An 18,548-nucleotide genomic window follows, 5' to 3' on the forward strand; every position below is an offset into this window, starting at 1 on the left:
CCCCCGGGGAAAGGGAGCAGAGTGGAATCATTTCCCGGAGGCGATGCTGCGCATCTGTCCGGGCTACCGGCCCGCAGCCGGGCTGTAAACCCGTAGCCCGGGCAAGGCGCGTTAAGCGCCGCCCCCGGGGAAAGGGAGCAGAGTGGAATCATTTCCCGGAGGCGATGCTGCGTATCTGTCCGGGCTACTTGACCCACAGATAGGCTGTAAACCCGTTGCCTCCTCAGCGATGCGCTACCGGGAAAACCTTACAAAAACAAGATTTTACTTCTTCTTTGACGGGTCGTTCTTCGGCCAGTCGTCATCGTCATCCCACTTATCATTGAAGTCGCGGTGCGGCGGCAGCTCTGGTTTATTGTTGAGAAATTTTTTATGATCAACGCGGGTAAGATCTTTAATCACGTTGATCATCACGCCCACCAAAAATACCAACACCAGGACCCACCAGTACTTCGATAGCCAATCCATGCGCTTACCTCTTCTCTATTGATGCCGTCAGGCGACCAGCTGCTCCATAATGCGTTGATACATCCGCGCCAGTAGCTGGAGATCGGCGGCATTCACACACTCGTTTATTTTATGAATGGTGGCATTCACTGGCCCCAGTTCAACCACCTGCGCGCCCATACGCGCGATAAAGCGCCCGTCGGACGTGCCGCCGTTAGTCAGCAGCTGCGGTTTTATTTCATTATAGTGCTCAATAGCGTTAACCACCGCATCAACCAGCTTACCGCGGCTGGTCAGGAACGGTTGCCCCGAGAGCCACCAGTCCACGCTGTAGCGCAGCGCGTATTTCTCCAGCAGCGCCACGACGCGCGCTTTAATCATTTCATCGGTCAGCTCGGTGCTAAAGCGGAAGTTGAACTGGACGAACATGTCGCCGGGAATGACGTTGTTGCTGCCGGTCCCGGACTGCACGTTAGCGATTTGCATACTGGTCGGCGGAAAGAATTCGTTGCCCTTATCCCATTCGATGTTCACCAGCTCCGCCAGCATCGGGGCGGCGCGGTGAACCGGGTTATCGGCGAGATGCGGATAGGCCACGTGCCCCTGCACGCCGTGAATGGTCAGGTTGCAGGTCAGCGAGCCGCGACGGCCGTTTTTGACGACATCGCCGACGACTTCGGTGCTGGACGGTTCGCCGACCAGGCAATAATCCAGGCGCTCATTGCGCGCCATCAGCGCTTCAACAACCTTTACGGTACCGTTTTTGGCGCTGGCCTCTTCATCTGAAGTGATCAGGAAGGCCAGACGACCTTTATGATTCGGATACTGAGCCACAAAGCGTTCTGCCGCGACCACCATCGCCGCGAGCGAGCCTTTCATATCTGCGGCGCCGCGGCCAAACAGCATGCCGTCGCGAATGGTGGGTTCAAAGGGGGGATTAATCCAGCGATCGGCGTCGCCTGACGGAACGACATCGGTATGGCCGGCAAACGCCAGCGTTTCCCCGCGCCCGCGCCAGGCCCAGAAGTTTTGGGTATCCCCGAAATCCATCGGTTCAACGGTAAAGCCAATCGCACGCAGACGTTCAATCATTAACGCCTGGCATCCCGCATCATCGGGGCTGAGGGAAGGGCGGCGAATAAGCTGCTGAGCCAGCTCAATGACCGGGCAAGACATAGACTACACCTCGTTAAACTGCTGATAACTTGATTCACTGAAACCCAGCAGCATAGGCTGACCGGGCGCGCAGAGCAATGGGCGTTTGATGATTGCCGGCATTTCCAGCATCAGTTTCGCCGCAGCGTCGGCGTTATTGATACCGGTGCGAACCGTTTCGTCCAGCTTGCGCCAGGTCGTACCGCGAGTATTGAGCAGCGCTTCCCAGCCGAGCTCGGCAATAAAGGTGTCTAATAAATTGCGATCCAGGCCATCAACACGATAATCATGAAAGCGATATTCTATCTGTTGGGCTTCCAGCCAGCGGCGGGCCTTTTTAATGGTGTCGCAGTTTTTTATCCCGTACATGGTGAGCATGATTAAACCTTTTCCGTTGAATTAAACGATTAGCTAAGAATCTTCCGAATATATAAACCCTGAATAAATAATACGTGAATTACATTAATAAATATCGTTTTTTCCCCGCCAGAGATATTTAACGTTACATTCTGGCTGTTTTTTGAGCGACTGGCCGTGACCAGTGCTGGTCATAAGGCGGCGCCAGGCGCTTCTGGCTGATGAACAAATGTTGCTAATTGTTGCTGTCGGTCACATTAAAATGCCCGGAATCGGGTCATAGTACTTACGAACGAAAGAAATCATTCCGCAGGGGGTAATTAGAGTTATCAGAACGATAGCGCAAACGCGCTTTTAACCATCAATGAATTTGCATAAAATCACCCATAATAATAAGAGAGGCTATTATGATTGAACATGAACTGGGGAACTGGAAAGACTTTATCGAAGGCATGCTTCGTAAATAGATTTCCGCAATAAAAGCATGGCGATTTCACAGGCAGAATAATAATGCAGTTGAAGCGACCACATCAAAAAGGCGACACATCCGGTCGCCTTTTCTGTTATTTGGCCCCGGCGACATATCGCCAGGGCGCATCCTGATTATTGCGGCCGTTCCTTGAGCGGGAAGCGACGACGCACCAGCACGAAAAACAGCGGTACGAAGAAGATTGCCAGCACCGTGGCTGAAATCATCCCGCCCATGACCCCGGTGCCAACGGCATGCTGACTGCCGGAACCCGCACCGGTACTGGTGGCCATCGGCAGCACGCCGAAGATAAACGCCAGCGAGGTCATCAGGATCGGCCGCAGACGCTGGCGACAGGCGGAGAGCGTGGCGGTAAGCAGGTCCTCGCCTTTCTGATTCAGCTCATTGGCAAATTCGACGATGAGAATGGCGTTCTTCGCCGACAGACCGATCACCGTCAGCAGTCCCACCTGGAAGTAGACATCGTTTTCCAGACCGCGCATCCAGGTCGCCAGCAGGGCGCCGATGACCCCCAGCGGCACCACCAGCATCACCGAGAACGGCACCGACCAGCTTTCGTACAGCGCCGCCAGGCACAGGAACACGACCAGCAGCGAAATGGCGTACAGCGCCGGAGCCTGCGCGCCGGAGAGGCGCTCCTGATACGACATCGCCGTCCATTCAAGGCCAAAGCCGTTTGGCAGCTGGCGGGCCAGCTCTTCCATAATTGTCATCGCGGTACCGGTACTGACGCCCGGCGCGGCTTCACCGACGATTTCTACCGCTGAATAGCCGTTGTAGCGCTCCAGACGCGGCGAACCGGTCTCCCAGCGGGAGGTGGCGAAAGCGGAGAAGGGCACCATCGTGCCGCTGCTGTTGCGTACGTACCACAGATTAATGTCGTCTGGCAGCATGCGATACGGCGCGGCCGCCTGAACATAGACCTTCTTCACGCGGCCGCGGTCCATAAAGTCGTTGACGTAGCTTGACCCCCACGCGGTCTGGAGGGTGTCGTTGATATCATCGATGGAGACGCCCAGCGCCTGGGCTTTGCGCTGATCGATATCCACCTGTAGCTGCGGGCTATCGTCAAGGCCGTTGTGGCGAACGCGGGTCAGCTGGTTATTTTTAGCGGCCAGTTCCAGTAAGGTATCGCGAGCGGCCATCAGCGCTTCGTGTCCATTGCCCGCATGGTCTTCCAGTTCCATATCGAAACCGGCGGAACTGCCCAGGCCGCTGATGGCCGGCGGGCTGCTGGCAAAGACGCGAGCTTCTTTTATTTTGTTAAACGCTTTGGTTGCGCGTTCGATGATAGCGAAAGAGGAACCGGTTGTAGGATCGCGTTGGTCCCAGTCCTTCAGGCGAACGAACATACGCGCTACGTTCTGTCCGTTGCCGCCGGGGCCGGAGCCGATGGTGGCGAACACCGATTCGACGTTTTGTTTTTCGTTTTTCAGGAAATAGTCTTCCGCCTGCTGGACCACCTTCAGGGTTTGCTGCTGGGTCGAACCGCTGGGCAATTGCACCGACGTGGTAAACATGCCGCGGTCTTCCAGCGGCAGGAATGACGTTGGCAGATGCAGGAACAGAAACACCATCCCCCCCAGCAGCAGGACGTAGATCATTATCCAGCGCAGCGAACGGTGAAGAATTTTGCCGACGGCGGTTTCATAGCGGCTGGCGTTGCGGTTAAACGTGCGGTTAAACCAGCCAAAGAAACCCCGTTGCCCGTGGGTTTCGCCTTTATGCACCGGTTTGAGCAGCGTGGCGCACAGCGCCGGGGTAAGGATCATCGCCACCAGAACCGACAGCACCATTGCCGAGACGATGGTGATCGAGAACTGACGATAAATCGCGCCGGTGGTGCCGCCGAAGAAGGCCATTGGCACGAATACTGCCGATAGGACCATGGCGATACCGACCAGCGCACCCTGAATTTGCCCCATCGATTTTCGCGTCGCTTCACGCGGCGAGAGGCCCTCCTCGCTCATGATACGCTCGACGTTTTCCACCACCACGATGGCGTCGTCCACCAGCAGGCCTATCGCCAGCACCACCGCAAACATGGTCAAGGTGTTGATGCTGTAGCCGCAGGCGTAGAGGACGGCGAAAGTCCCCATTAGCACCACCGGAACGGCGATGGTTGGGATCAATGTCGCGCGGAAGTTCTGTAAGAACAGATACATGACGAGGAACACCAGCGCGATGGCTTCGAGCAGCGTTTTCACCACGTCGGTAATCGACGCCTTAACGAATGAGGTGGTTTCGTAAGCGACTTTATATTCCAGACCATGCGGGAAGTATTGCGACAGCTCGTTCAGACGGCTGATGACGCGTTCGGCGGTCGCCATTTCGTTTGCGCCAGAGGCCAGCTTAACCCCTAGCCCGGAAGCCGCCTGGCGGTTGTAGCGGCTGAGGTAATCGTATTTCTCCGCTCCCATTTCCACGGTCGCGACGTCGCCAAGGGTAACTTCCGAGCCGTCCTGATTAACCCGAAGGGTGATATTGCGGAACTGTTCCGGGGTTTGTAACAGCGATTGCGAATTAATCGTTGCGTTGAGCGCCTGTTTATCTACCGAAGGCGTACCGCCCAGCTGGCCGACGGCAATCTGCGCGTTCTGTGAAGAGATGGCATCGGTGACGTCTTTTGCCGTCATCTGAAAACTGTTGAGTTTGGCCGGATCGAGCCAGATACGCATCGAATACTGGGAACCATAGGCGTCAATGTCGCCGACGCCGTTTACCCGGCTGAGCGGGTCCTGAATGTTACTGGCGACGTAGTCGGCGATATCCTGTTTATCCATGCTGCCATCGGTAGAGACGAACGCAATCGTCAGGATGTTGGTGTCCCCGGTTTTACGCACCGTCACGCCCTGGTTCTGGACGGCCTGCGGGAGTTTACGCATCGCCGACTGCAGCTGGTTCTGCACCTGCTGGACGGCTTCGTCCGGATCGGTACCGGCGGTAAAGCTTAGCGTCACGGTGGCTTGCCCGGTGCCGCTGCTCTGGGATGACATGTACATCAGATTGTCGAGGCCGGTCATATTCTGCTCGATAACCTGGGTAACGGTATTTTCCAGCGTTTGTGCCGAGGCCCCGGGATAGTTTGCTGCGATCCTGACGTTAGGAGGGGCAAGTTCGGGATATTGCTCAACGGGAAGCGACAAAATTGCGAGCGCACCGGTCAGGCATAACAGGATTGCCAGAACCCACGCAAAAATGGGGCGATCGATAAAAAAATTCGCCATCAGAATTAGGACCTCATTTTGCACATTTTTTTGTTATTGCAGAGCCTGTGACACTCTAGCGGCAAGGGCGCAGGCAATCGTGGAGAAAATAAGGAGATAGTGTAATTTATCGTGTGCCTTTTATGGCAGCGTAAAGAACCGTCCTTCTCCCTCTACCGACGTCATCCTTTCTGCCCGTCGCCGCAGACGCGGCCTATTATCACTTAGCTAAATAAAACGTAATTTCATTTAAGTCAAAAAAATTGATCCAACTCGGGTTATTACCAAAAAATCGGCGACCTGTGCAATTGCACATTGTTCCAGCCCCGCCTTGTCGGGTAATAGATAGTCATGCGAATTGAGGGGTTATTCACCAATAAGACTGAAGGATGTCATGAACCACTTTATTTTAAGCGATAGTCATAAGTGCATCGGATGCAAGGCTTGTGAAGTTGCCTGCGTCATGGCGCATAACGATGAGCAGCATGTATTGACCCCGCAGCGTTTTTTGCCGCGCATTACGGTTATCAAAAATGAGCAAAAGCGTAACGCAGTAACCTGTCACCACTGTGAAGGCGCGCCGTGCGCCCGCAGTTGTCCAAATGACGCCATCAGCCAGCTTAACGGCAGCGTCCAGGTGAATCAGGAAAAATGCATCGGCTGTAAATCCTGTATGGTTGCCTGCCCGTTTGGCGTGATGCAAATCGTCCTGACGCCGGTACAGGAGGGCAGAGTCAAAGCGACGGCGCATAAGTGCGATTTGTGTTACGGTCGCGAAGAGGGGCCCGCCTGCGTGCAAAACTGCCCGGCCGGGGCGCTGGAGCTGGCGACGGACAGCACGCTGATGAATCTGGCGAAACAGCGGCGTCAGCGCGCGGCGCGTCTGGGTCACCCCGGTGCCCCGATGGCATCTTGCTCCGCCGGGAAAGTCGCACAGATGGCCGCGACGCCGCCGCGTGGCGAGCCCGACAAGCTATCCGCCGCAGCGCGTAAGGCCAATTTTGCCGAAATTTATCTTCCGTTCAGCGCCGGACAGGCCAATCGCGAGGCGGAACGCTGCCTGAAATGCGGCGAACACAGCATTTGTGAATGGACCTGCCCGCTGCACAACCATATTCCGCAGTGGATTGAGCGGGTGAAAGAGGGGGATATCGCCGCCGCCGTTGAGCTTTCTCATCAGACCAACTGCCTGCCGGAAATAACCGGTCGCGTCTGCCCGCAGGACCGCCTGTGCGAAGGGGCCTGCACGCTGCGCGATGAGCACGGTTCGGTGACTATCGGCAACATTGAACGCTATATCTCCGACCAGGCGCTGGCCAACGGCTGGCGGCCGGATCTTTCGCAGGTCGTGAACAGCGGTAAGCGGGTGGCGATTATCGGCGCCGGTCCAGCCGGTCTCGCCTGCGCCGACCGGCTGGTGCGCAACGGCGTAAGCCCGGTGGTGTTTGACCGCCATCCGGAAATCGGCGGCCTGCTGACCTTTGGCATTCCGGCTTTCAAGCTGGATAAATCCCTGCTTGCCCGGCGGCGTGAAATCTTCACCCGGATGGGCGTGCGCTTTGAGCTGAACTGCGAAATAGGCAAGGATATTCCGCTGACGACGCTGCTTGATGAATATGATGCGGTATTTATTGGCGCAGGTACCTATCGCTCCATGAAAGCGGATCTGCCGAATGAAGACGCGCCCGGCGTTTACGATGCGCTGCCGTTTCTGATCGCGAATACTAAACAGGTTATGGGGCTGCTGGAGCTGCCGGAAGAGCCTTACGTCAATACCGAGGGGCTGAACGTCGTGGTACTCGGCGGCGGCGATACGGCGATGGACTGCGTGCGCACCGCGCTGCGCCACGGCGCAAAGCAGGTCACCTGCGCCTATCGTCGCGATGAAGCCAACATGCCCGGTTCGAAGAAAGAGGTGAAAAACGCGCGCGAAGAGGGGGCATTATTTGAATTTAACGTCCAGCCGGTCACCCTGGAGCTGAACGAAGAGGGGCACGTCAACGGCGTGCGCTTCCTGCGAACCCAGCTTGGCGCGCCGGATGCACAGGGACGCCGAAGCCCTTCGCCAATCCCCGGAAGCGAGTTCGTGATGCCCGCCGATGCGGTGATTATGGCCTTCGGTTTCCATCCGCACGGCATGCCGTGGCTGGAATCGGTGGGCGTGAAGCTCGACAGCCGCGGCCGAATTAAGGCCAATGTGGAAAGTCGCTATCGTTACCAGACCACTCATCGTAAGGTGTTTGCCGGCGGCGATGCGGTGCGCGGCGCCGATCTGGTGGTAACTGCAATGGCGGAAGGCCGCCACGCGGCGCAGGGGATCATGGACTTCCTCGAGGTTAAATCGATTCCGCTTCACTAACGACAAAGCGGGTTCCGCAGCGTAGTATGACATCGTTATTTCACGCTGTGGGGCCCGTATGTCACTCAATATCAACATTATCAAAGATAAAATCCTCTCCGAAAACTGGTTCGTTTTGCGCAACATGACCTATGAGCTGACGCGCAGCGACGGCAGCGTGGTTCGCCATAAACGCGAAGTCTACGATCGCGGCAACGGTGCGACCATCTTGCTGTATAACCGCCATAAGCAGACCGTCGTGCTGGTTCGCCAGTTCCGCATCGCGACCTGGGTAAACGGCAACGAAGACGGGATGTTGATCGAAACCTGCGCCGGGCTGCTGGACAGCGACGAGCCGGAGGCGTGCGTGCGTAAAGAAGCCATTGAAGAGACCGGCTTCGAAGTCGGCGAAGTGCGCAAACTGTTTGAACTGTTTATGTCGCCCGGCGGCGTCACCGAGCTTATCCATTTCTTTATTGCCGAATATAACGATACCCAGCGGGCCAACGACGGTGGCGGCGTTGATGATGAAGAGATCGAGGTGCTGGAGCTCTCTTATCATCGGGCGCTGGAGATGATGGCCAACGGGGAAATCCGCGACGGCAAAGCGGTGATCCTGCTGCAATATTTGCAAAACTCCGGGCTGATGAACGGGGATCTCTGATAAATCCGATTGAGTAAAACCTCGCCGCTGGCGAACATAGCCGCTGTTTATGGCGTGTTCATCGGGGTTGTGCCGCTCATGTGGTATCGGGTTATTTTGTTTCTGCTTTGCGGTTTGCTGCCGGCATCGCTGGTGCGGGCGGCGCCGGCGCAACAGCTCTTCAGCGACTGGCAGGTGACCTGCAACAATCAGAACTTCTGCGTAGCCCGCAACGTCGGGCTACACCACGGCCTGGTGATGACCCTTACCCGCAGCGCCGGAGCGGCAACCAGCGCCAGCCTGCGTATTGAGCTGGGAGGCGTGGGCAACCCGGTGGCGGCGCTGGCGCCGATAGCGCCCCGGCTTCAGCTCGATGGCAAACCCCTGGCCTTGAGCGATACACACTGGCAGATTGCCGACAAACTGCTGAAAACTGACGATAACGTCACCATTGACGCATTCCTGCAGCAAGTGCAAAACGCGCAGACCATCACGCTTGAAAAGGGTCTCCAGACTGTTTCTCTGCAGGGGCTCAAAGCCGCCCTGCTGTTTATTGATAGCCGGCAAAAGCGGGTGGGGAGCGAGACCGCATGGGTCGGCAAGGGGGAAGAGCCACCGCTCAGCGTACCGCCTGCGCCGGCGCTGCGATCGGTGGTGAAAATGGAGGGGGCGCAGTCGCCCCTGAGCCGCGATGAACTTAACGATCTGATGGATTATGGCAATGAGCGCATGAACAGCAGCGCCTGTTCGCTGGATCCGTTTCGCCGCGAGGTACGGGTGTCCGCGCTGACCGACGAGAAGGTCCTGCTGATGACCAGCTGCGAAGCGGGCGCCTATAATACCATTTGGCTGGCCTGGCTGGTTTCGCGCCAGCGGCCATATATTGCTCACCCGGTACGACTCACGCTGCCCTTCCAGCCACCCGGCGATGCGCCGCGTGACGTCGAGCTGGTGAACGCCAGCTACGACGATCGGCATCAGGAACTGGTGACCCTCGATAAAGGGCGCGCACCCGGCGATTGCGGTATCCAAACGCGCTGGCGCTATGACGGCCAGCGGTTTAGTCTGGTACGCTACGCGCAGCAGCCGCAGTGCGATAACTGGCAGGGGCCAGACGCCTGGCCCACGCTATGGGTTACCCGTTCTGTAGCTCATCCGCTACGCTGACGATATGCTCAACGGTAAAGCCGAAGTAAGGGAAGAGCTTATCGGCCGGCGCAGATTCGCCATAGCCGGTCATACCGACGATTTTTCCTTTTAGCCCCACGTATTTATACCAGTAGTCGGCGATGCCGGCTTCGACGGCGATGCGGGCGCTGACGTCCGAGGGCAGGACGGATTCCCGATACGCCTCATCCTGCGCATCAAAGACATCGGTCGATGGCAGGGAAACCACGCGCACGTTCACCCCTTTGGCCAGCAGCTTCTCCGCCGCCAGCACGGTTATCTCGACTTCCGAACCGGTGGCTATCAGGATCAGGTCCGGCTTGCCGCCTGCGTCCTTCAGCACGTAGCCGCCGCGGGCGATATTCTGTACCTGCTCCGGCGTGCGCGCCATTTGCGCCAGATTTTGCCTGGAGAGGATCAGCGCCGTCGGTCCGCTATGGCGCTCTACCGCCAGCTTCCACGCCACCGCGGCTTCTACCTGATCGCACGGTCGCCAGGTGCTGAAATTTGGCGTCAGGCGCAGGCTGGCCAGCTGTTCGACCGCCTGGTGCGTCGGGCCATCTTCGCCGAGACCGATGGAGTCGTGGGTATAGACCATGATTTGCCGCGCTTTCATCAACGCCGCCATACGCGCCGCGTTGCGGGCATATTCGACGAACATCAGGAAGGTGGCGGTATAGGGCACAAACCCGCCGTGATGCGCGATGCCGTTGGCGATGGCCGTCATCCCGAATTCACGAACGCCGTAGTGGATATAGTTACCCGCTGGATCCTCTTTCAGCGAAGTTGACCCTTTCCAGATGGTCAGGTTGCTGGGCGCGAGGTCGGCGGAGCCGCCCAGCAGTTCCGGCAGGTGCGGGCCGTAGGCATCGAGGGCATTTTGCGAAGCCTTACGGGTGGCGATTTTCGCCGGGTTAGCCTGCAGATCGGCGATATACTTCTGCGTCGTTTCATCCCACGACTCAGGCAGTCCGCCGCTCATGCGCCGCGTAAACTCCGCCGCCAGCTGCGGATGGGCCTGCTGATACGCAGCAAACTTCTCCTGCCAGCTTTTCTGCGCCTTTTGCCCTTTTCCACGCGCATCCCAGGCCCGGTAAATCTCTTTCGGGATCTCAAACGCCGGGTGATGCCAGCCGAGTTTCTGACGCGCCAGCGCCACTTCCTGTTCCCCCAGCGCGGCGCCGTGGGCCTCTTCTTTCCCGGCTTTATTCGGCGAACCGAAGCCTATCACCGTACGGCAGATAATCAGCGAGGGTTTGTCCTTCACGCTCTGGGCTTCCAGAATCGCTTTCTTCACGGCTTCGGGGTCGTGGCCGTCAATTTCATGCACCACATGCCAGTGATAGGCCTCAAAGCGTTTTGCCGTGTCATCGGTAAACCAGCCTTTGGTTTCACCATCAATGGAAATGCCGTTGTGGTCGTAGAAGCCGATCAGCTTGCCCAGTCCTAACGTCCCCGCCAGGGAACACACTTCATGAGAAATCCCCTCCATCAGGCAGCCATCGCCCATAAACACGTAGGTGAAGTGATCGACAATTTCGTGTTCCGGCTGGTTAAACTGCGCCGCCAGCGTGCGCTCGGCGATAGCCAGACCCACGGCATTTGCCAGTCCTTGCCCCAGCGGACCGGTGGTGGTTTCCACTCCCGGCGTATAGCCAATCTCCGGGTGACCCGGGGTTTTTGAATGCAGCTGACGGAAGTTTTTTATCTCTTCGATGGGCAGGTCGTAGCCCGTCAGATGCAGCAGGCTGTAGAGCAGCATTGATGCGTGACCGTTGGAGAGAATAAAGCGGTCGCGGTCGTACCATTTTGGGTCTTCAGGATTGTGCTTAAGGAAATCGTTCCACAGCACCTCGGCGATATCGGCCATACCCATTGGCGCGCCAGGGTGGCCGGAGTTGGCTTTCTGTACTGCATCCATACTCAGGGCGCGGATGGCGTTGGCTAGTTCTCTACGGGACATAATGTGCTCCTGAAACAATGAGTTGCATGAGTTTTTATTGGTTTAGGATAGAGAGGGTGATGAGTTGCATAACTAAAAAGCATAGCAGACGGGGCTATCATTGCCTCCGAATCTAAGTTACATAAACATTATAAATCGATAACAAACATAACTTTGTTATGGCGAGAGTATGGCGGTGTTCAAAGTTTACGAAGCCGTCAGGCGAGATACTAGGTAGCCCTTTAGGGTGAACACCAGGTACGCCATTACGTTTCACCCCCTACGATCGATACGTGAAAGGAACGATAAAATGGATGAGCAGTTAAAACAAAGCGCCCTTGATTTCCACGAATTCCCGGTCCCCGGAAAAATCCAGGTCTCCCCGACAAAACCGCTTGCTACCCAACGCGATCTGGCTCTGGCCTACTCGCCGGGTGTCGCCGCCCCCTGTCTGGAAATCGAGAAGGATCCGCTGGCAGCCTATAAATATACCGCCCGCGGCAACCTTGTGGCGGTGGTGTCCAACGGCACGGCGGTGCTGGGACTGGGCAATATCGGCGCGCTGGCCGGTAAGCCGGTAATGGAAGGTAAAGGCGTTCTGTTTAAAAAATTCGCCGGTATCGATGTATTCGATATTGAAGTCGATGAGCTTGACCCGGACAAATTTATCAACGTCGTTGCAGCGCTGGAGCCGACCTTCGGCGGTATCAACCTCGAAGATATCAAAGCGCCGGAGTGCTTCTACATTGAGCAGAAGCTGCGCGAGCGCATGAATATTCCGGTCTTCCATGACGATCAGCACGGGACGGCGATTATCAGTACCGCGGCGATTCTGAACGGTCTGCGGGTGGTGGAGAAAAATATCTCCGACGTGCGGATGGTCGTATCAGGCGCGGGCGCGGCGGCGATTGCCTGTATGAACCTGCTGGTAGCGCTGGGAATGCAGAAACACAACATTGTGGTCTGCGACTCGAAAGGGGTTATCTATAAGGGCCGTGAGCCGAATATGGCGGAGACGAAAGCGGCCTATGCGGTAGAAGACAGCGGCAAACGTACGCTGGATGATGTGATTGACGGGGCGGATATTTTCCTCGGCTGCTCGGGCCCGAAAGTGCTGACCCAGGAAATGGTTAAAAAGATGGCCCGCGCGCCGATGATTCTGGCGCTGGCTAACCCTGAGCCGGAAATTCTGCCGCCGCTGGCGAAAGAGGTGCGCTCCGACGCCATTATCTGCACCGGCCGCTCCGACTATCCGAACCAGGTGAACAACGTGCTGTGCTTCCCGTTCATCTTCCGCGGCGCGCTGGACGTCGGCGCAACGGCGATTAACGAAGAGATGAAGCTGGCGGCGGTGCATGCGATTGCCGAACTGGCTCACGCAGAACAGAGCGAAGTGGTGGCCTCCGCCTACGGCGATCAGGACCTGAGCTTCGGCGCGGAATATATCATTCCGAAGCCGTTCGACCCGCGGCTGATCGTCAAGATTGCTCCGGCGGTGGCGAAAGCGGCGATGGACTCCGGCGTCGCAACGCGCCCAATCGCCGATTTTGATGCCTACATCGAGAAGCTCAGCGAGTTTGTCTACAAAACGAATCTGTTCATGAAGCCGATTTTCTCGCAGGCGCGCAAAGAGCCGAAGCGGGTGGTGCTGGCGGAAGGCGAAGATACCCGCGTGCTGCACGCGACTCAGGAACTGGTCTCCCTGGGGCTGGCGAAACCGATCCTTATCGGCCGGCCCGGCGTCATTGAGATGCGTATTCAGAAGCTGGGGCTGCAGATCAAAGCCGGCGTTGATTTTGAGATCGTGAATAACGAATCCGATCCGCGCTTTAAAGAGTACTGGAACGAGTATTACAACCTGATGAAGCGCCGCGGGATCACCCAGGAGCAGGCGCAGCGGGCGGTGATCAGCAATACCACGGTCATCGGCGCGATCATGGTGCAGCGCGGCGAAGCCGATGCGTTGATCTGCGGCACCATTGGCGACTATCACGAGCACTACAGCGTAATACAGCCGCTGTTTGGCTACCGCGAAGGGGTTCATGCGGCAGGGGCGATGAATGCGCTGCTGCTGCCGAGCGGCAACACCTTTATCGCTGACACCTACGTTAACCACGATCCGTCGCCGGAGCAAATTGCCGAAATCACCCTGATGGCGGCAGAAACCGTTCGTCGATTCGGGATTGAGCCGCGGGTAGCGCTGCTTTCGCACTCGAACTTTGGTTCTTCGGACTGCCCGTCCGCCAGCAAAATGCGCCAGGCGCTGGAGCTGGTGAAGACGCAGGCGCCGGATTTGATGATCGATGGCGAAATGCACGGCGATGCCGCGCTGGTGGAAAGCATTCGCAATGAGCGGATGCCGGACAGCCCGCTGAAAGGTTCAGCCAATATCCTGGTGATGCCGAATATGGAAGCGGCCCGTATTAGTTACAACTTACTTCGCGTTTCCAGTTCGGAAGGCGTGACCGTGGGGCCTGTGCTAATGGGTGTCGCAAAGCCGGTACATATCCTGACGCCAATTGCGTCGGTACGGCGTATCGTGAATATGGTCGCGCTGGCGGTTGTTGAAGCGCAAACTCAGCCGCTGTAATTATCATTTAATTAATTCAGGCGCGGGAATTCTCCCGCGCTTTTTTATTTCTGTTTATAAGTGATCTATCTCACCTTTCAAATCAACTTGCCGAATTTTGTTATTTACTCCAGCGGAAACTTGTCACGATAAGCGCAAGTTTTAGCGGAGCGGTGAGTTATGGATAAAGAACGCATCATTCAGGAGTTTGTCCCCGGCAAGCAGGTGACGCTGGCGCACCTTATTGCGCACCCTGGGGCAGAACTGGCGAAAAAGATCGGCGTTCCCGAATCCGGCGCTATCGGCATTATGACCTTAACCCCTGGCGAAACCGCCATGATCGCCGGTGATTTAGCGATGAAAGCCGCCGATGTGCATATCGGTTTTCTCGACAGGTTTAGCGGCGCGCTGGTGATTTACGGCTCAGTGGGAGCGGTTGAAGAGGCGCTGATTCAGACGGTTAGCGGGCTTGGTCGATTATTAAATTACACCCTCTGCGAGTTAACTAAAAGCTAATTAGAGGCTGCGATGAAGCGTATTGCATTTGTCGGTACGGTGGGCGCGGGAAAAACAACGCTATTTAATGCGCTGCACGGGAATTATTCCCTCGCGAGAAAAACGCAGGCCGTGGAATTTAATGAAAAAGGCGATATCGACACCCCAGGAGAATATTTTAGTCATCCTCGCTGGTATCACGCATTAATTACCACGCTGCAGGATGTCGATACGCTGATTTATGTCCACGCGGCAAATGATACCGAAAGTCGTCTACCCGCCGGGTTACTGGATATTGGGGCGAATAAACGCCATATCGCCGCGATTAGCAAAACGGACATGCCGGACGCTAACGTCGCCGCGGTGCGGCAACTGCTGTACGAGATGGGGTTTCAGGAGCCAATTTTCGCGCTCAACGCTCACGACCCGCAAAGCGTAGAGCAGCTGGTGAATTACTTGAGTGAGTTCAGCCAAAAGGAGGAAGGGGCAGGTGAAGAAACTAATCACAGCTAACGATATTCGTGCGGCCCACGCGCGAGGTGAAGAGGATATATCGGTTGTGCTGCGCGCCAGCATCATCACCCCGGAAGCTCGTGAAGTCGCGGAGCTGCTGGGCGTCGCCATCAAAGAGTGCGATGAGTCCGCGCCAGAAGCGGCGGTACCGGTGGAGGAGGGCAAAACCGAAATCCAGCGCATTCGCGAAACCATTATTGCCCAGCTGCCGGAAGGGCAGTTTACCGAAAGCCTGGTCGCGCAGCTGATGGACAAGGTGATGAAAGAAAAACAGTCGCTGGCGCTGGGCGATATGCAGCCCAGCTTTAAGGCGGTCACCGGTAAAGGCGGCGTCAAAGTTATTGACGGCAGCAGCGTGAAATTTGGCCGCTTCGACGGCGCGGAGCCGCACTGCGTCGGCTTAACGGATTTAGTCACCGAGCAGGACGGTAGCAGTATGGCCGCCGGATTTATGCAGTGGGAAAACGCCTTTTTCCCATGGACGCTGAACTATGACGAAGTCGACATGGTGCTGGAGGGAGAACTCCACGTACGCCATGAAGGTGAAACCATGGTGGCCAAAGCCGGCGATGTGATGTTTATCCCGAAAGGCTCCAGCATTGAATTCGGCACGCCATCGACCGTGCGCTTCCTGTACGTCGCCTGGCCTGCGAACTGGCAATCGCTATGAAAGATTTTATTACCGAAGCCTGGCTCAGAGCGAACCATACGCTCAGCGAAGGGGCAGAAATTCATCTGCCCGCCGACGTTCGTCTGACGCCTTCGGCCCGGGAACTGCTGGAGAGCCGCCGTCTGCGCATTAAGTTTCTCGATGAGCAGGGAAGCCTGTTTGTCGATGACGACGCGCAGCAGCCGCAGCCGGTACACGGTTTAACCAGCAGCGACACACATCCGCAGGCCTGCTGCGAACTGTGCCGCCAGCCGGTCGAAAAAAAACCGGACACCCTGACCCATCTGACGGCGGACAAAATGGTCGCTAAAAGCGATCCGCGCCTGGGCTTTCGCGCCGCGCTCGACGCCACCATCGCCCTGGCGGTATGGCTGCAAATTGAACTGGCGGAGCCATGGCAGCCCTGGCTGGCGGATATCCGCTCGCGTCTGGGCAATATTATGCGCGCCGACGCTATGGATGAACCGCTGGCGGCACAGTCCATCGTCGGCCTGAACGAGGATGAACTGCATCGCCTTTCCCACCAGCCGCTGCGCTATCTCGGCCACGATCATCTGGTGCCTGAAGCCTCTCACGGCCGCGATGCCGCCTTGCTCAATCTGCTGCGCACCCGGGTTCGGGAGACGGAAACGATCGCCGCCCAGGTCTTTATTACCCGCAGCTTTGAGGTCTTACGTCCGGACATTCTGCAGGCGCTCAACCGCCTCTCCAGCACAGTCTACGTGATGATGATTTTATGCGTGGCAAACCATCCGCTAACCGTCAGCCAGATCCAACAACGCCTGGGAGGGGAGCAATGATTATTCAACGCGCGCGTCAACTGGCTTTGCGTTCGCCCGCCCGGGTGGTGTTTCCGGATGCCCTGGACATTCGCGTTCTTAAAGCGGCGCACTACCTGCAGCAGCAGGGGCTGGCAAAGCCGATTTTGATCGCCAGCCCTTTTGCTCTGCGCCAGTTCGCCCTCAGCCACCGGTTGCCGATGGACGGAATGCAGATTGTCGATCCGTACAGCAACCGGCAAATGCGCGCCGCCTTTGCCCGGCGCTGGCTGGATCGGGCCGGGGAAAAAACGCCGCCGGACGCGGAGGAAAAACTCAACGACCCGCTGATGTTCGCCGCCGCCATGGTCAGCGCCGGAAAGGCCGACGTGTGTATTGCCGGCAATCTCTCCTCGACGGCGAACGTACTGCGCGCCGGATTGCGCATTATTGGCCTTCAGCCTGGCTGCAAAACGCTGTCGTCGATCTTTCTGATGCTGCCGCAGTACGTCGGACCGGCGCTGGGATTTGCCGACTGCAGCGTGGTGCCGCAGCCGACGGCGGCGCAACTGGCGGATATCGCTATCGCCAGCGCTGAGACATGGCAGGCGATTACCGGCGAGGAGCCGCGGGTGGCGATGCTGTCGTTTTCCAGCAACGGCAGCGCCCGCCACCCCAACGTCGCCAACGTACAGCAGGCCACAGAGATCGTGCGTCAGCGCGCTCCGCAGCTGATGGTGGATGGCGAACTGCAGTTTGACGCCGCCTTCGTGCCGGAGGTCGCCGCGCAAAAAGCGCCCGACAGTCCGCTGCAGGGACGGGCCAATGTGATGGTTTTTCCATCGCTGGAGGCGGGCAACATCGGCTACAAAATCGCCCAGCGTCTGGGCGGCTATCGTGCGATCGGGCCGCTGATTCAGGGGCTGGCCGCACCGCTCCATGACCTCTCCCGAGGCTGTAGCGTGCAGGAAATTATCGAACTGGCGTTAGTGGCAGCCGTGCCGCGCCGGAGTGACGTAAGCAGCGATTGCCGCTTACCCATGCAGGTTGAATGAACGGTCCCGTTCTGGACCCCCTTACGCAAGAGGAAAACACAATGGAAGCATTAGGAATGATTGAAACCCGGGGCCTGGTTGCGCTGATTGAGGCCTCTGATGCGATGGTAAAAGCCGCGCGCGTGAAGCTGGTTGGCGTGAAGCAGATTGGCGGCGGACTGGTCACCGCGATGGTGCGCGGCGACGTGGCGGCGTGCAAGGCCGCTACCGATGCCGGCGCCGCTGCGGCGCAGCGTATCGGCGAGCTGGTCTCAGTGCACGTGATTCCGCGTCCGCACGGCGATCTGGAGGAGGTGTTCCCCATCAGTTTCAAAGGCGACAGCAACATCTGATGGTTAGCCGGATAAGGCGCGCCGGGGTTGTCCTTCGGCATTAACGCGCGCCATTGCCTGATGGCGCTGCGCTTATCCGGCCCATGACTCACCACGCAATCCAGGGAGGCGGGTATGAAACTGGCAGTCGTCACGGGACAAATTGTCTGCACCGTTCGCCATCAGGGGCTGGCGCACGACAAGCTGCTGATGGTGGAGATGATTGATGCTGCGGGCAAGCCCGACGGACAGTGCGCCGTCGCCATCGACAGCATCGGCGCAGGGCCCGGCGAATGGGTGCTGCTGGTCAGCGGCAGCTCGGCGCGACAGGCACACCGCAGCGACGCGTCTCCTGTGGATTTGTGCGTCATCGGTATCGTCGATGAAGCGGTGGCCGGCGGCCAGGTGATTTTCCATAAATAGGACTGAACA

Annotated in this window: 16 protein-coding genes and 1 pseudogene; 12 read left to right on the top strand and 5 right to left on the bottom strand. The window is 57.5% G+C overall.

From position 1 onward, the window contains the following. Positions 1-264 precede the first annotated feature (264 nt). From IAE27_RS24345 to IAE27_RS24355, 3 genes are read right to left on the bottom strand one after another with little or no spacing between them, the layout of a single operon-like run. Positions 265-468, bottom strand: a complete 204-nt coding sequence (locus tag IAE27_RS24345; RefSeq protein ID WP_049095255.1) for a YpfN family protein — start codon at positions 466-468, stop codon at positions 265-267. Between the two features lie 27 nt (positions 469-495). Then, on the bottom strand, positions 496-1,623 hold the full coding sequence (gene dapE, locus IAE27_RS24350) for a succinyl-diaminopimelate desuccinylase (protein WP_004853076.1): 1,128 nt from the start codon (positions 1,621-1,623) through the stop codon (positions 496-498). A gap of 3 nt (positions 1,624-1,626) precedes the next feature. Further along, entirely contained in the window at positions 1,627-1,980 is a 354-nt protein-coding gene (locus IAE27_RS24355) for an ArsC family reductase (protein WP_023321408.1), read from the bottom strand. A 386-nt stretch (positions 1,981-2,366) separates the two neighbouring features. Between IAE27_RS24355 and ypfM the strand changes: the two genes are divergently transcribed. Then, positions 2,367-2,426, top strand: a complete 60-nt coding sequence (gene ypfM / locus IAE27_RS24360) for a protein YpfM (protein WP_100181659.1) — start codon at positions 2,367-2,369, stop codon at positions 2,424-2,426. A 136-nt stretch (positions 2,427-2,562) separates the two neighbouring features. Here ypfM and acrD read toward each other — a convergent pair whose 3' ends face one another. Beyond that, positions 2,563-5,676 carry a multidrug efflux RND transporter permease AcrD gene (acrD, locus tag IAE27_RS24365; protein WP_154022311.1) on the bottom strand — a complete coding sequence of 1,038 codons (3,114 nt, stop codon included), beginning with the start codon at positions 5,674-5,676 and terminating at the stop codon, positions 2,563-2,565. Positions 5,677-6,049: 373 nt separating this feature from the next. On the opposite strand from acrD, the gene aegA reads away from it, so the two are divergent. From aegA to IAE27_RS24380, 3 genes and pseudogenes are all read left to right on the top strand, one after another. Further along, positions 6,050-8,014, top strand: a complete 1,965-nt coding sequence (gene aegA / locus IAE27_RS24370; RefSeq protein ID WP_154022310.1) for a formate-dependent uric acid utilization protein AegA — start codon at positions 6,050-6,052, stop codon at positions 8,012-8,014. A gap of 58 nt (positions 8,015-8,072) precedes the next feature. Next, positions 8,073-8,670, top strand: a pseudogene (nudK, locus tag IAE27_RS24375) (GDP-mannose pyrophosphatase NudK). A gap of 65 nt (positions 8,671-8,735) precedes the next feature. Then, positions 8,736-9,803 (top strand): DUF1176 domain-containing protein, encoded by a 1,068-nt coding sequence (locus IAE27_RS24380; protein WP_049591727.1) that lies wholly within the window; start codon positions 8,736-8,738, stop codon positions 9,801-9,803. On the opposite strand, the gene tkt is transcribed toward IAE27_RS24380, so the two are convergent. Next, positions 9,772-11,766: a transketolase gene (gene tkt / locus IAE27_RS24385; protein WP_154022309.1), complete on the bottom strand. Its 1,995-nt coding sequence runs from the start codon at positions 11,764-11,766 to the stop codon at positions 9,772-9,774. The two genes, IAE27_RS24380 and tkt, sit on opposite strands and share 32 nt — an antisense overlap. A 289-nt stretch (positions 11,767-12,055) precedes the next feature. Here tkt and maeB point away from each other — a divergent pair, with 289 nt between their 5' ends. From maeB to eutN, 8 genes are all read left to right on the top strand, one after another. Next, entirely contained in the window at positions 12,056-14,335 is a 2,280-nt protein-coding gene (gene maeB / locus IAE27_RS24390; protein WP_004104396.1) for an NADP-dependent oxaloacetate-decarboxylating malate dehydrogenase, read from the top strand. A 159-nt stretch (positions 14,336-14,494) separates the two neighbouring features. Then, positions 14,495-14,830 carry an ethanolamine utilization microcompartment protein EutS gene (gene eutS, locus IAE27_RS24395; RefSeq protein ID WP_004104395.1) on the top strand — a complete coding sequence of 112 codons (336 nt, stop codon included), beginning with the start codon at positions 14,495-14,497 and terminating at the stop codon, positions 14,828-14,830. Between the two features lie 12 nt (positions 14,831-14,842). After that, positions 14,843-15,322, top strand: coding sequence for an ethanolamine utilization acetate kinase EutP (eutP, locus tag IAE27_RS24400; protein WP_154022308.1), 480 nt, complete (start codon positions 14,843-14,845; stop codon positions 15,320-15,322). After that, a complete protein-coding gene (gene eutQ / locus IAE27_RS24405; protein ID WP_108704701.1) occupies positions 15,300-15,992 on the top strand; it encodes an ethanolamine utilization acetate kinase EutQ in 693 nt (230 codons plus the stop codon). Before eutP ends, eutQ begins: the two co-directional genes overlap by 23 nt. After that, complete coding sequence (gene eutT, locus IAE27_RS24410; RefSeq protein ID WP_154022307.1) at positions 15,989-16,792, top strand: ethanolamine utilization cob(I)yrinic acid a,c-diamide adenosyltransferase EutT; 804 nt, start codon at positions 15,989-15,991, stop codon at positions 16,790-16,792. The genes eutQ and eutT overlap by 4 nt, the downstream gene beginning before the upstream one ends. Then, complete coding sequence (gene pta, locus IAE27_RS24415) at positions 16,789-17,805, top strand: phosphate acetyltransferase (protein WP_004104391.1); 1,017 nt, start codon at positions 16,789-16,791, stop codon at positions 17,803-17,805. Before eutT ends, pta begins: the two co-directional genes overlap by 4 nt. 41 nt (positions 17,806-17,846) lie before the next feature. Further along, positions 17,847-18,137, top strand: a complete 291-nt coding sequence (eutM, locus tag IAE27_RS24420; RefSeq protein ID WP_000387720.1) for an ethanolamine utilization microcompartment protein EutM — start codon at positions 17,847-17,849, stop codon at positions 18,135-18,137. Between the two features lie 114 nt (positions 18,138-18,251). After that, a complete protein-coding gene (eutN, locus tag IAE27_RS24425; protein WP_004104386.1) occupies positions 18,252-18,539 on the top strand; it encodes an ethanolamine utilization microcompartment protein EutN in 288 nt (95 codons plus the stop codon). Positions 18,540-18,548 lie beyond the last annotated feature (9 nt).

The sequence above is a fragment of the Klebsiella sp. S69 genome (assembly GCF_016516145.1).
Lineage (GTDB): Bacteria > Pseudomonadota > Gammaproteobacteria > Enterobacterales > Enterobacteriaceae > Klebsiella > Klebsiella oxytoca.

Excerpts from the sequence above, each read along its gene's own strand:
- IAE27_RS24345 (WP_049095255.1), bottom strand. The coding sequence starts at position 468 with ATGGATTGGCTATCGAAGTACTGGTGGGTCCTGGTGTTGGTATTTTTG.
- dapE (WP_004853076.1), bottom strand. The coding sequence starts at position 1,623 with ATGTCTTGCCCGGTCATTGAGCTGGCTCAGCAGCTTATTCGCCGCCCT.
- IAE27_RS24355 (WP_023321408.1), bottom strand. The coding sequence starts at position 1,980 with ATGCTCACCATGTACGGGATAAAAAACTGCGACACCATTAAAAAGGCC.
- acrD (WP_154022311.1), bottom strand. The coding sequence starts at position 5,676 with ATGGCGAATTTTTTTATCGATCGCCCCATTTTTGCGTGGGTTCTGGCA.
- aegA (WP_154022310.1), top strand. The coding sequence starts at position 6,050 with ATGAACCACTTTATTTTAAGCGATAGTCATAAGTGCATCGGATGCAAG.
- IAE27_RS24380 (WP_049591727.1), top strand. The coding sequence starts at position 8,736 with ATGTGGTATCGGGTTATTTTGTTTCTGCTTTGCGGTTTGCTGCCGGCA.
- tkt (WP_154022309.1), bottom strand. The coding sequence starts at position 11,766 with ATGTCCCGTAGAGAACTAGCCAACGCCATCCGCGCCCTGAGTATGGAT.
- maeB (WP_004104396.1), top strand. The coding sequence starts at position 12,056 with ATGGATGAGCAGTTAAAACAAAGCGCCCTTGATTTCCACGAATTCCCG.
- eutS (WP_004104395.1), top strand. The coding sequence starts at position 14,495 with ATGGATAAAGAACGCATCATTCAGGAGTTTGTCCCCGGCAAGCAGGTG.
- eutP (WP_154022308.1), top strand. The coding sequence starts at position 14,843 with ATGAAGCGTATTGCATTTGTCGGTACGGTGGGCGCGGGAAAAACAACG.
- eutT (WP_154022307.1), top strand. The coding sequence starts at position 15,989 with ATGAAAGATTTTATTACCGAAGCCTGGCTCAGAGCGAACCATACGCTC.
- pta (WP_004104391.1), top strand. The coding sequence starts at position 16,789 with ATGATTATTCAACGCGCGCGTCAACTGGCTTTGCGTTCGCCCGCCCGG.
- eutM (WP_000387720.1), top strand. The coding sequence starts at position 17,847 with ATGGAAGCATTAGGAATGATTGAAACCCGGGGCCTGGTTGCGCTGATT.
- eutN (WP_004104386.1), top strand. The coding sequence starts at position 18,252 with ATGAAACTGGCAGTCGTCACGGGACAAATTGTCTGCACCGTTCGCCAT.